This window comes from Aeromonas sp. 9A, assembly GCF_963900955.1.
GTDB classification, from domain to species: domain Bacteria; phylum Pseudomonadota; class Gammaproteobacteria; order Enterobacterales; family Aeromonadaceae; genus Aeromonas; species Aeromonas salmonicida.
In genome coordinates, this window is the sequence record NZ_CAWRFG010000001.1 from 2,288,465 (window position 1) to 2,301,427 (window position 12,963).

The window sequence follows — 12,963 nt, forward strand, 5'->3', positions numbered from 1 at the left end:
GAATATCTCCGCATGAGCTTTATCAGTAAACTATTGATTGTTATTCATTTTTTAAATTGCGGTGAAGTTGTTTTCGTTTTTTAATTTTGTCAAGATAAATATTCAAGCTCCCTATCATGCTTGGGATGAATTGAGTGCAACTATCTAACTGCATGAAAAATAATAATTAAATTTCAATCCTGATTGATGGGGCGTGACCTACATGTCATTTTTGACATCAAAACAGGGTATTAAACAGCGTTAGGCATGGTTAGCAATATTTTTTATATCGCTTCTGATAATCGATCGATGCATGAAATGATTGGTTCACTGACAAGCAAAATAGATGTGGAGGTGAACATGGAACATTCGAAGAAACTAAGTTTTATTAACGATGACGCTGTACAGGCTCAGTATCATCACACTCGGTATAATGCAGCGTTAACTAAGCTAGCGTCAAAAATGCCTTATCCTATTCAAATTATTCGCATGAAGGACTTAGTGGTGCTGCTTGGTCTTAGTCGCTCTACTATCTATAACAAAATAAATCCACGCAGCCGGTGGTATGACAAGCGATTCCCCATGCCACTGCGTTTGGGAGGTGCCTCAATAGGATGGCTGTTAGCAGATATTGAAGAGTGGCTTCACTCTTTGTCGTAATATGCTCAATATAAATCCATGCTGAAATATATAAATGGCCATTAATAAATGGTAGTCAAGCTATGAGCTATCGTCATCCTAACTGATACTGATATTACTCATGCAAAGTTACTGATGGTATAAATGAGGAGGTGATTAATGATAAAAGTTAACATCGTGCCACCCGGCGAATTTCCCAGAGACATCTGGCCTATATGTTTACAACGAGCCCTTAAATACGTAATGAATGTAAGTCAAGCTCCCGACAGTCTCATTATACCGTTGATGTTGAGTATTATGGACTTGGCATGTCAAGATTTGGTTGAAGTCCAAGTAAATGAGAGGTTAAAGTTTCAAGTAACACTGTATTTTATTGTTATCGCCGGTTCGGGGGAGCGCAAATCCTTTGTGTTCAATCTATTGATATCACCAGTTCATGATATTCAAGAAATGTTGAGTAAGGAGTATGAAGAGAAGCTTGAAAAATTCAATGCCGATATGAAAATGTGGCGTTTAAAAGAGTCGGTAGCAGATAAGGCGTATAGGAAAGCGGTTAAGGAAGGTCACCGTACTGAGCATATAGAAGAGACTATCAGGATGCTTCAGGATAGCAAACCGACAGCCCCGTCTTATCGTAATTTGATACTGAATGATGTCACGACGGCAGCAATCAAGCAGCAGCTAGGCATGGGGAATATGTCATTTTCTATCATGAATGATGAAGCTGGTCGGCTACTGACAAGGGACTTTCTAAATGAGACGTCGGTACTGAACAGTTTGTGGTCAGGTGGACGTATAGTTCAAGAGAAAGGCATAGGCCCTGGTATTAACATCAATGGTGCTCGTCTTGGGCTCACGTTAATGGTTCAGCCAAAGGCATTTGAACGTTTTTTAACTAAAAATGGGGAAGCGGTACGTGATAGTGGTTTTCTTGCCAGGTGCTTAATTGCTACGTGTGAGTCAACGCAGGGAAAGCGTCTGCAAACAAGTGAGCCTCAGCAGGGTGAGGAAGACTTGAAGTGGTTCCATGAACGTGTCGCTACTTTACTGAAGCAAGGGATAGCACGGCGTAATAACAGTCAACCGAATAATATTATTAAGCTATCAGAAAAGGCGCTAGCATATTGGAATAGAATGTGTGTGACGTTTGAAGAACATATTGCTGCCGGGGAGCTACTGGAGGCATATCGCGACTATGCATCAAAATTTCACGAACAGGCGGTTAGGTTGGCAGCAGTGATTGAGGTCTTTGTAAACGGATGTGATGCTGACATCTCGCTTGATTCAATCATGGCTGGGTATAAAATTGCCAATTGGTATTTTGACCATTTTATACAGTTAATGAGTTCGTGTGATAAAGCCGGTGTGAAGAGTGATGCGAAATTATTAGATGAGTGGCTTTATAAGCATGTATATCAAAACAACCTCGTTTCAATCGAGAAAAATGACATATTGCAGCGGGGCCCTAATCCGTTGAGAAATGCGAAGTCCCGTGATGAAGCGCTCAGGCAACTGGAATTCGATGGCAGAGTGCGAAACTATAGAAAGGAAGGGAAGATGATGATTGAGTACACCCAAGCTAAACAACGAAACGAGTTTGAAGATTCAAGAGTAGCTTCTTTTTCAGGAGGATTGCACTCAGAGTTTAAATTTGTCTCTTATCAGGAGTCAGAGGAAAGAAAAACAAAAGACCCAATACTTTGGAAATAACTAATTGGTAGGGTTTGTAAGTGTCAACTTAAATAACATAATTTAAGACTTGTTTTGTAGGCTATTCAGTTAGGCCTTATTTTACAAGGCCTTATATAGCGAGGCTTGCGTCAATTGCATGGCATTATATATCAGCTTTAAATGTCCGGTATAGGTAATATATACATGCAGTATATACATTCCTAACATATGCAGTATATACACCAACTAATATACTGCACACATGCTGTATAGATACCAAATTATATATACCTGGTACAGTACATGCCTGTTGATACAAGCATGTACTCATCAACAGTGTCAGGCAATGAGTGGCGTACACCCATTGAGAGTATATCAGTTATTAATGCGTGATGTATGGCGATGCCATTAGTATATCAATCGATAGTGCGTGTATGTCCTGAGAGCCATGAAACGCATATGCCCTCTAGAGTTGTAACCTAACGATATCCCAGACTACTAGGGACTGGTGTTAACAGTACCTGACTTAGTGAGTAATATAAATCTAGCTACTACCCTGAGCCAAGTGCTCAGGGAGATCTAGCCTGGTTAATAACACATTGGAGTAATGAACGTGTTGAATAATATTAAATTGAATTTATCCGAAGTGTCTAAGTTATTGAAACTAAGCGAAGCCAATTACGGTTCCATTGATCGTCGCAGCTTAGTGCGTAGCCTGGATGTCATTTACGATATGTTTATTCGATATCCACGTGTCTATGCATTACGTATAGACCTGCGTTTTGCTATCGAAAGCCCACCTGACGATCTTGATACGCTGCTCTGTCTGCAGCGTTCAGATCCAAGAGCGATTACCCGCTTTTTTGAATCACTCAAAGAACAACTCCGAGCGGACCACATACGCAATAACCGGCGAGGTGAACCTGAGCTGCCAGCCTATATCTGGTGCCGGGAACGGGATACCTCTGCCCACAGTCATTACCACGTCGTATTGCTCTTTAACAAAGACGTGTATGCCTTTTTAGGCAATTATCAACGTTATGATGCTGACAACATGGGTGTCAGGCTTCAGAGGGCTTGGTGTAGCGCATTAGCGCTCCCTTACCCTAATTATGCACACTTAGTCGAGTTTCCTGAAAATCACAACTGCTGGTTCACGAGAGATGATGCAATCTTAAGGAAAAGCGATTATTTAGGATTTCTATTTCGCATTGCATACCTTAGCAAACACGAAGGCAAGATAAGCGATGGCTACCGCAATTTCGGCACTAGCCAAGTCCATTCATTGAGACGTTAATTGGCATGTTGGGTGCTGGTGAAATTAAACTGCGGAAGATTAACCCATTCCTAGTCATTGTGAAAGGCTGCTAGCGTGCACCAGAGGCACTATACGCGTGTCAAAGGGCAAGTTGATACATGGGGAAGATAATTATCAGGATGTGCTATATGAGTATTACAAGCGTTTTAATGGGCATTACTAATGACAACATAACGAGAGTAGCTGTGCGAAGGTAGCTCCCCCTCTAATTTATGCTATATCCTGTTTTATGGACGGCCATACAAATCACAGACAGCAGTTGCTTTAAACTGGAACAATAATGTAATATTTATCGTGGCTGCTGCTATTTGTATCATTTTGAACGCAACGAGTCACCATTGGTCATCAGTTCGTTCTGGTTAAACATATGCATTGCCTGTTTTAGGGCTATTTATAGTGCTTGGCAGGCATCCCCTTATCGAGAGAAATCTTAATCATGAGTGAATTTCTGAAAGTGCTGTTGAATATCCGTAGCCTGCGCGCTGCAATGCGCGAGTTATCCCTGGACCAGCTCAAAGAAGCCCTCGAGAAAATTGAAGCGATTTATCTGGAACGGTTGGAGCTGGCAGATAAAGAACAAGCTGCCAATGCTGAACGTCAACAAAAGCTGGCTGAGTTCCAAGCGATGTTGGCTGATGCCGGGATTGACCCGGCTGAGTTGCTCGGTAGTACTCCAGCAGCGACTACAGCGAGCAAGGTTAAGCGTGCCCCTCGTCCTCCCAAATACCGCTATGTCGAGAATGGGGTAGAGCGCACCTGGACCGGCCAGGGCCGTACACCTAAGTTCCTGGCTGAGCAGCTCGAGCAGGGCTGTCAGCTGGATGACTTTCTCATCTAAACCTGTGGGCCATGTCGACTATTGGCATGGCCCCACCCTTATTGATGTTGATGTCATTGTTATGCTTGATTAATTCTTGATAATATTCAGTACGTTTTATCGCTTGTAAGCTGAATGCTTGACCACTACCCCGCTTCATTTCCTCAATACTGCCGACGCACTGACGCTCATCACCCAGTTCGATACAGCAACTGACGAGCACACCATCGTCACGCTGTTGCGCACCCTCAGCCAGCAGATGGGCTTTGACCACTTTCGGCTGGGATTCATTTTTCCAAGCTCTATCCAGCGCCCCGAGGTGCGTATCTTCAATGGCTGTCCTGCCCAGTGGGTGCAGGCCTATGCTGCGCAGCACTTCTTTGCGGTAGACCCGGTGGTACGCAAAGGGATGACTCAGAGCATGCCGTTTCTGTGGGCTAGTCTCATCAACGAGTGTTGCGAGCAACAGGATACCGCTGGTGTAGAGGTCATGCTGCAGGCCCATGAGGCGGGCTTGTGCGATGGCATCACTTTCCCCTGGCATGGGGCCAACGGTCATGTGGGGTTGCTGTCATTTATTACCCGAACACCCCGTCCGGAACACCAATGGCTGACGGCCACGCCATTCTTGAGCTGGCTGTCGGTGCACATCTTTGAGGCGGTCGTGCGGGTCTGCTTGTCCGATATGCCCCCTCGGGATGCGTTGAGTCTACGGGAGCTGGAGGTGTGCCAGTGGTCGGCAGAGGGCAAGCAAGTCAGTGACATCGCCCAGATATTGGGTATCACCCCAAGAACCGTGACCTTTCACCTCAATCGGGTAGTCGAGAAGCTGGGGGCGAGCAGTAAAAGTCAGGCGATATCCTGGGCGCTCAAGCAGGGGCTAGTGCGGCTAAACATCGATACGGCATTAGTGGGAAATATTGATGAGGGTGACCAATAGTTCTGACTGGCGCAATTCATTGCGCAATGTGTGGAATTTAACGCTGGCAATGCCATTTTTGCTGGCTTGATACTCTGCCTGGTGCAACATCTTGCTGCTGGTTGGGGCGGTGTCGTGGCGGGTGTTTGTAAGCTATTGATAATTAACAGTTCAATAAAGTGGCATGGTCACTGCTAAGAGTTTTGGTTGAGTGCTATCTCATTTAACCAACTTATTTAGGAACATACCCATGCCAACTCCATGTTATATCAGCATCGAAGGTAAAACCCAGGGCAACATCACCGCGAGTGCCTTCACCTCCGATTCCGTCGGCAACATCTTCGTGCAAGGCCACGAAGACGAGATGCTGGTACAAGAGTTCCAACACGTTGTGACCGTACCGACTGACCCGCAATCCGGTCAACCGGCTGGTCAGCGTGTCCACAAGCCTTTCAAGTTCACCGTTGCGCTGAACAAAGCCGTACCCCTGATGTACAACGCCCTGGCCTCCGGCGAGATGCTGCCGAAAGTGACCCTGAAGTGGTTCCGCACTTCCGTGGAAGGCAAGCAGGAGCATTTCTTCTCTACCGTGCTGACCGATGCCACCATCGTTGACATCGACTGCAAGATGCCGCATTGCCAAGACCCGGCCAAGTCTGACTTCACCCAGCTTATCCAGGTCTCTCTTGCTTACCGCAAGATTGACTGGGAGCACACCGTCGCTGGTACCTCTGGTTCTGACGACTGGCGCGCTCCTAGCGAGGCGTAAGCCTCACTTTCTGATTTCGCTATTCCTTGTATTACGTTTTGTATCTTGTGGCCGGTGTGCTCCGGCCTTTTTATCCCGTGTTTCTCCGGTCAGTCTTTGGCTGCCGGAGCCTTTTATGTTTTGCCATCCCCCTGTCTGGTTGCTGATGTAATGGGGATTACCTTGGTAGCGAGTGCGGGGGGATGGCAAAGCACACAAGAGGTTTTACGTTATGTGTCCCTCCATTGCATTGCTCGGTGACATTGGCACCGACCACGATGGCTTCCCACCGACCCCGGTGATAGCCGCCAGCCCTGATGTCTTTCTCGATGGCAAGCCAGTGGCCCGTCAGGGTGACCCGCTCGCGCCGCACGACAAACCCAACAACCCACCTCACCCACGCAGCATTGCCGGAGGCGTGAGCTCGGTGTTGGTGAACGGCAAGCCCATCGCCGTCACAGGTACCGCAGTAGATTGCGGTGGCGTGGTAATTGGTTCAGGCAGCGGGCAGGCAGGATAAGGAACAGAGTCATGGCACAGAGCACAGGATTACAATTTACCGTCAAGGTTGGCGCACTGGCTGACAACACCTTTGCGGTAGCGAGCTTCAAGTTCGATGAAGGCTTGAACCGCCCCTTTAACCTTCACCTGGAGGTTGCCAGCCAGCAACCGGATATCGACTTTGGTGCCGTGCTGGACCAGCCCTGCGAGCTGTTGGTGTGGTACAACGGCGAGCTGCAACGCAGAGTGTGCGGCGTAGTAAGCGAGTTTGCCCAAGGGGACAGCGGCTTTCGCCGCACCCGTTATAGCCTCGAGGTCAAACCTGCGCTGTGGCGATTGGGCCTGCGCCAAAACTCCCGCATCTTCCAGGCACAGAAGCCTGACGAAATCCTCAGTATCCTGCTGCAAGAGCACGGCATCACCGATTACGCCTTTGCTCTGAAAAACGAGCACGCTCAGCGTGAATATTGCGTCCAGTATCGCGAGACCGACCTCGACTTTGTGAACCGCCTTGCAGCTGAAGAGGGGCTGTTCTACTTCCACGAATTCGAGCAAGGCAAACATCGCATTGTCTTTGCCGACGATGCAGCGGCGCTGACTGCAGGCCCCGAGCTGTTCTTCAACCTCGGCAACCGTTCGCTGGAGCAAGGCCCCTACGTGCGCCAGTTCCACTACCGCGAATCAGTGCGCCCCGCAGAGGTAGAGCTCAAGGACTACAGCTTCAAGACCCCGGCTTACAGCCTCTCCCAGAAGAAGATGGGGGCCGAGCTCGAGCACCAGCGCGACACCTATCAGCATTTTGACTATCCGGGTCGCTACAAGCAGGACCCGAGCGGCAAGGCATTCACCCAGCACCGCCTCGATGCCCTGCGCAATGACGCAGTGGCAGGCAGTGGCAAGTCCAACAGCGCAGCTCTGCTGCCGGGACAAAGCTTCTCCCTGACCGAGCATCCGAACGGCAGCCTCAACACCGATTGGCAAATCGTTCATATCAGTCACACAGGCGAACAACCGCAGGCGCTGGAGGAAGAGGGTGGTAGTGGCCCGACCGTTTACCACAACGAATTTGGGGTAGTGAAATCCAGCACTACCTGGCGAGCGCGTATCGGTAGCCCCGAGGCGCCCCACAAGCCCATGGTGGACGGCCCGCAAATCGCCATCGTGGTGGGCCCCGAGGGTGAAGAAATTTACTGCGACGAACATGGCCGGGTGAAACTGCAGTTCCCATGGGACCGCTACGGCAGTTCCAACGACCAGAGCTCCTGCTGGGTGCGGGTGAGCCAGGGCTGGGCGGGCGGTCAATACGGCATGATGGCCATCCCCCGTATCGGCCATGAAGTCATCGTCTCATTTCTGGAAGGGGACCCCGACCAACCCATCGTCACCGGGCGCACCTTCCACGCCACCAACCGGCCACCTTACGACTTGCCTGCCAACAAAACCCGCACCGTGCTGCGTACCGAAACCCACCAGGGTGAGGGCTTCAACGAGCTGCGTTTTGAAGACCAGGCCGGGCAGGAAGAGATTTACATCCACGGTCAGAAAGACCTGAACGTAGCGATTGAGAACGATGCGGCGTGGCACATCAAACACGACGAACACCGAGACATCGACAACGAGCGGGTGACCCGGATCAAGGCCAATGACCATCTGACGGTCGAGGGCGAGAAGTGCGACCACATCAAGGCTGACTATTCGCTGACGGTCGATGCCTCGCTCCACCAGAAGCTGGCCCAGTCACTGCTGGTTGAGGCAGGCCAAGAGGTCCACATCAAGGCTGGTAACAAGATTGTGTTGGAAGCAGGCTCCGAACTGACCCTCAAAGTGGGTGGCAGTTTTGTGAAGGTTGACCCCAGTGGCGTCACCCTAGTTGGCCCCACCATCAAGATGAACTCGGGCGGCAGTGCCGGTTCGGGGTCGGGATGGGCGGGTCAGATGCCCGGCCTGCCGGGCGGTGTTGAAGTGCCTGTGGCGCCACCGGCCACGATAACTGCGCTTGGTATTCAGAAAACCATGGAGTCCATGATGCCGATGGCAAAACCTTGCCCGCTAGCAGACAAAGGGGGTAACTGATGGTATTGCAACAATGGCGCGAAGAAGGGTCGCTGTATGCCGTCATTGATGCGGCGGCAGACCCATCCTTGATTGCGCATTTCTATGAGCTGGGCGGAAATGATGCCTACCCACTGTTTGCCGGGACAGACTTTTCAGCGCAAGCCGAACACGGTCCTTGGCTGCTACCTACTCCCTCGCAGGCTTTTGTTGAGGCACACCCCACACTCAGCGGCTTTTACTGCCGTAGTCGCGCCTCGAAAGAAGTAATGCAGCGTCACTGGCAGAGCCTGAACAGCGCCATTTATGACGGCGAGGCCGTGTGGTTTCGCTATGCCGATCATCGCATCTTGCTACCCATGCTCACCGCAATGACGCCAGGAGAGAGCGATGCGCTGCTTGGCCCCTGCGAGCAGTTAATGATCGAAGGGCAGTGTATCACGCGAAGCCAGGATTTCATCTGGATACCAGCGAGTGAAACGCCGTGGTTCCATATTCGGGAGCACCAGCTGGCGGGCCTGTATGACGAGTCCCGTCATGCCGACATACTGCGCCGCCATTTCTGGCAACGAATAGAGAAGGTGATGAGAGCCCACCCCAATCCTAAACCGGTGATCCTGACCACGTTGCAGCAAGCGAATCGAGATGGGTTGGTTGAGGATGTGCGCGAGGGCGTCATCGCTGGAGCTCTGGCGCTGCAAGCCGATTTTACGCTGGACAGCATACGTGTCCCCTTGATGCTCACCGACGATGAATTCATGCAAGTCGCCCATTGGCTCGGCAAACACACCGATTTGATAGGAACTCACTGATGTCTGTAAGTGCACATTGTTTACTCTGCGAGAAGTATGAACGGTGGATTGAGATTGATGTTCGTGATGAACAGAACCAATCGTTCAAGGGCCTCAAGGCCACGCTGAAAGATGAAACCGGCCAAGTGAAAACCGTCACCCTCAAGGATGGCCCCACCTTGGTGCAAGGCTTTGCCGTTGGTGAGGTTACCCTGACCATTGAGAACCAGCCTTGGCTTAAAGCGGCACAGAGCCGGGAAAAGCTAAAGGAGGGAGAAACCAGCAAGGTTCCAACCTACACCGATAAATTTATTGGCCATAAGGATGTGAAACGTAAACACGTCAAGCTGACTACTGGGGATCTGTGCCAAACCGATCCAGAGCAGCCGTTGCCGGAAGGTCACAAGCGTGGCCAGGCGCAGCCAGCTCGTCTGCTCACTGACGAGTCCTACGTGATCGAGGTGAAAGGTTATCAGCTCAATATCTTGCGGATTGGCGTCTTCTTCGATGGTACCTCGAACAACACCTTTAACCATTTGATTGGCAAGGATGGAATAGAGACATTTTTGGAGCAATGTGCTGCTCCTGAAGAACGAGAAGCACTGCGCAAACAGTGCGAGGCGGGGGATGTCCCTCTAAAGGTTGCAAGCCAAGCAAATGATGTTACCAATATTGGTAAGGCCCATGATTTATACATTCGCCGCAATAAAGGTGCTCTTAGTGTTGCGGTTTATATTGATGGCATCGGCACTGAGGATGGGGATGGTGACACCGGAGCTGGACAGGGAGCCGATACTGGGAGCACCTCAAGTCTGGCCAAAGTTGAGAAGGCCTGTAAAACCAAGATTGTCGAGGAACTCAAACTACAATTAGGCCCAACGCTCAATACCCTCGACGGTATTCACAAGATCAACTTTGATGTATTTGGTTTTAGCCGAGGTGCCTCGGCTGCTCGGCAATTTGTCAACATGCTCGATCAACAAGCAAACCATCTCTTGGCTGATGCTATCGGAAATGAGAGTACCATCAAGCTAAAAGCAGGCTTTGACTGGGCTAATCGTGAGGATTGCCGTATTAAATTTGTCGGCTTGTTCGATACCGTTTGTACTGCAATGTTCAATAAGCGAAACGTAACGTTAGCTCCCGACTGTGCCGAACGGGTAGTCCATCTCATTGCAGCCGATGAGTGGCGCTATTTCTTTGCCTTGACCCGGATCACTGATGATGTTGCTGGTAACCAGATTGCACCCAATTTTACTGAGGTGCTCATTCCAGGATCTCACTCTGATGTGGGTGGTGGTTACTACAGCCGATGGAGTTTGAGCAATCCCAATAGCGATCCCGCGATTACAGAGCAAATCTCCATCAAGGTTTGTAGAAGTGAAGCATCTGCTATGACATATGACCCTAAAGATAGCAGCGCCTATCGACGAGCTAGGCAGTATGCCGAAGAGCAGGTGGTAAAGGGGTGGGGTAACGAGGTTGTTGACTTACCTAATGTGGCGAGTGCTCCGGTGAGGAATAAGGTCAGCTTGCGAGTGAGGAGCAGCCGACATCCCAAGACAGATAAAATGAGTGTCGAGGTTGAAGTGCTGCTCAATCGCGTAGTCGAAGGTGAATACTCACGCATTCCACTTCACATGATGGTCACAGCAGCTCAGGATGTTGGAGTGCCATTTATCACATGGAAACCAGATGAACGGGCGCTCATGTTGGAAAGTGGTGCACCTAAACTCCCTCGTACCGATCTGGCCAAACTTGATATGCTCTGGGTCAATGCCGCCAAAGAGCGGGGGGTGTCCAAGGATTTAACTAAGCAACTCGATGCTGAGGCCTACCGCCAACTGCGTTTTGAATATCTTCATCACAGCGCTGATACAGGATTGGTGAATAGGCCACATCACCACCGAGGCAAAGAAGCGCGTCATATTTACACTAACCAGGAGGGGGGATAATGAAATTCCGTTGGATCGGCTTGTCACTACTGGTTATGGCTCTACTTGGGTGCAGTAGCAAAGGTATAGCCAATAGCCAAAACACTATGGACTGGCGTTATATGGTGGGTACCAATGCGGATGAAATTTGGAGCAGCAAAGCCAATTTTTATCGAGATGGAAAACCTATTCATGGCTCATCAAATGGGGCGGTATCATCGGTTAGCAAGGAGTCATTGAGGGACAAAGACTACAGTTGGACCATCGGCAAGGGAAGGAGTGCTGAAAATCAACCGATACCCAATGAAGTACAAATAGAGTGGGTCTCGTACCATGATAAAAAACGCTATGGTATTACCCTGAAACTACCTGTAGACATTGGCACTCAGATGGCCCAGCGTTACTTCATCTCAAATGGCAAAAAACGCGAAGAAACGCAGCGTAATGTCATTGCCGTAGGGATGGCTCCGGGCGGTTATGTCGAGGTGTTCCTGACACAATACAACGTCAAACCAGACATTCTGCTTGTTAGGGGTTTAGCCTATGAAGTAACCGATGATTATTATGACAAGCGAGTTCCCTTGAGCAAGCAATACGGGTTTGACGAGTTTTATCAAAAATATGGTGCAGCCTACCAACAGTACCCAATTCCAATGGGCATGGACTGGGTCCCTATCATGGACGCTTACCGCGCAGCACAGCCTAAGACGGATACCAATCCAGTCAATTAATTTGGATAGCGGTTTTAAGAGGTATCAATGAAGCAGTACCAAAACTGGTTGGCCCAGTATCTAATCTGTCGTCGGGCGGGTGGCCAGTACGGCATGATGGCGATTCCGCGCATCGGCCATGAAGTTATCGTGAGTTTCCTGGAAGGGGACCCCGACCAGCCCATCGTGACCGGCCGCACCTTCCACGCCACCAACCGGCCCCCCTACGACTTGCCTGCCAACAAGACCCGCACAGTGCTGCGCACCGAAACCCACCAGGGCGAAGGGTTCAACGAGCTGCGTTTTGAAGACCAGGCCGGTCAGGAAGAGATTTACATCCACGGTCAGAAAGACCTGAACGTGCTCATCGAAAATGATGCGGCCTGGCACATCAAGCATGACCAGCACACCGATATCGACAACGAGCGTGTGACCCGCATCAAGGCCAACGACCATTTGAGCGTGGAGGGGGAGAAGCGGGACCATATCAAGGCGGACCTGTCGCTGACCGTCGATGCCTGCATGCACCAGAAACTGGGCCAGTCCCTCCTAGTGGAGGCGGGCCAGGAGGTGCATATCAAGGTAGGCGACAAGCTGGTGTTGGAGGCGGGCTCCGAGATCACCCTCAAGGGGGGCGGCAGCTTTGTGAAGGTTGACCCGAGCGGCATCAAGCTGGTCGGCCCCGCCATCAAGCTCAACGCCGGCGGCAGCGCAGGTTCTGGTTCTGGCTGGGGTGGCAAGGCCCCCGTGGTGCCCAAGGGGGTAGAAGTGATCAAGGCTCCCGAGCTGGTTGAGCTGGTCAAAGCGATCGCCACCGAGAAGGCGATGGAGGCACTCTTGAAAGAAGAGAAGCCTGGCGCGTTCTACCTCTTTTCTGAATAAGG

The 12,963-nt window shown here is 50.3% G+C and carries 11 protein-coding genes and 1 pseudogene; all 12 read left to right on the forward strand.

The annotated features are described in order from the left end of the window. The first annotated feature begins 246 nt into the window (after positions 1-246). Positions 247-639 (forward strand): helix-turn-helix transcriptional regulator, encoded by a 393-nt coding sequence (locus tag AACX78_RS10750; RefSeq protein WP_236556321.1) that lies wholly within the window; start codon positions 247-249, stop codon positions 637-639. A 138-nt stretch (positions 640-777) separates the two neighbouring features. Further along, a complete protein-coding gene (locus AACX78_RS10755) occupies positions 778-2,328 on the forward strand; it encodes a YfjI family protein (protein WP_159166188.1) in 1,551 nt (516 codons plus the stop codon). A gap of 574 nt (positions 2,329-2,902) precedes the next feature. Beyond that, a complete protein-coding gene (locus AACX78_RS10760; RefSeq protein WP_201302835.1) occupies positions 2,903-3,586 on the forward strand; it encodes an inovirus Gp2 family protein in 684 nt (227 codons plus the stop codon). A gap of 457 nt (positions 3,587-4,043) precedes the next feature. Beyond that, positions 4,044-4,445, forward strand: coding sequence for an H-NS family histone-like protein (locus AACX78_RS10765; protein ID WP_159166190.1), 402 nt, complete (start codon positions 4,044-4,046; stop codon positions 4,443-4,445). 118 nt (positions 4,446-4,563) lie between these two features. After that, positions 4,564-5,364 carry a LuxR family transcriptional regulator gene (locus AACX78_RS10770; protein WP_159166191.1) on the forward strand — a complete coding sequence of 267 codons (801 nt, stop codon included), beginning with the start codon at positions 4,564-4,566 and terminating at the stop codon, positions 5,362-5,364. A 229-nt stretch (positions 5,365-5,593) separates the two neighbouring features. Beyond that, on the forward strand, positions 5,594-6,112 hold the full coding sequence (hcp1, locus tag AACX78_RS10775) for a type VI secretion system effector Hcp1 (RefSeq protein ID WP_159166192.1): 519 nt from the start codon (positions 5,594-5,596) through the stop codon (positions 6,110-6,112). 211 nt (positions 6,113-6,323) lie between these two features. Next, positions 6,324-6,611 carry a type VI secretion system PAAR protein gene (locus tag AACX78_RS10780; protein WP_042867113.1) on the forward strand — a complete coding sequence of 96 codons (288 nt, stop codon included), beginning with the start codon at positions 6,324-6,326 and terminating at the stop codon, positions 6,609-6,611. Between the two features lie 11 nt (positions 6,612-6,622). Further along, positions 6,623-8,665 carry a type VI secretion system Vgr family protein gene (locus AACX78_RS10785; RefSeq protein ID WP_159166193.1) on the forward strand — a complete coding sequence of 681 codons (2,043 nt, stop codon included), beginning with the start codon at positions 6,623-6,625 and terminating at the stop codon, positions 8,663-8,665. Next, positions 8,665-9,456 carry a DUF4123 domain-containing protein gene (locus AACX78_RS10790; RefSeq protein ID WP_159166194.1) on the forward strand — a complete coding sequence of 264 codons (792 nt, stop codon included), beginning with the start codon at positions 8,665-8,667 and terminating at the stop codon, positions 9,454-9,456. Before AACX78_RS10785 ends, AACX78_RS10790 begins: the two co-directional genes overlap by 1 nt. Further along, on the forward strand, positions 9,456-11,390 hold the full coding sequence (locus tag AACX78_RS10795; RefSeq protein ID WP_159166195.1) for a T6SS phospholipase effector Tle1-like catalytic domain-containing protein: 1,935 nt from the start codon (positions 9,456-9,458) through the stop codon (positions 11,388-11,390). Before AACX78_RS10790 ends, AACX78_RS10795 begins: the two co-directional genes overlap by 1 nt. After that, a complete protein-coding gene (locus AACX78_RS10800; protein ID WP_236556322.1) occupies positions 11,390-12,100 on the forward strand; it encodes a DUF2931 family protein in 711 nt (236 codons plus the stop codon). The genes AACX78_RS10795 and AACX78_RS10800 overlap by 1 nt, the downstream gene beginning before the upstream one ends. Before the next feature lie 75 nt (positions 12,101-12,175). Beyond that, positions 12,176-12,961: pseudogene (locus tag AACX78_RS10805) on the forward strand (type VI secretion system Vgr family protein); the annotation flags it as partial. Between the last annotated feature and the right edge of the window lie 2 nt (positions 12,962-12,963).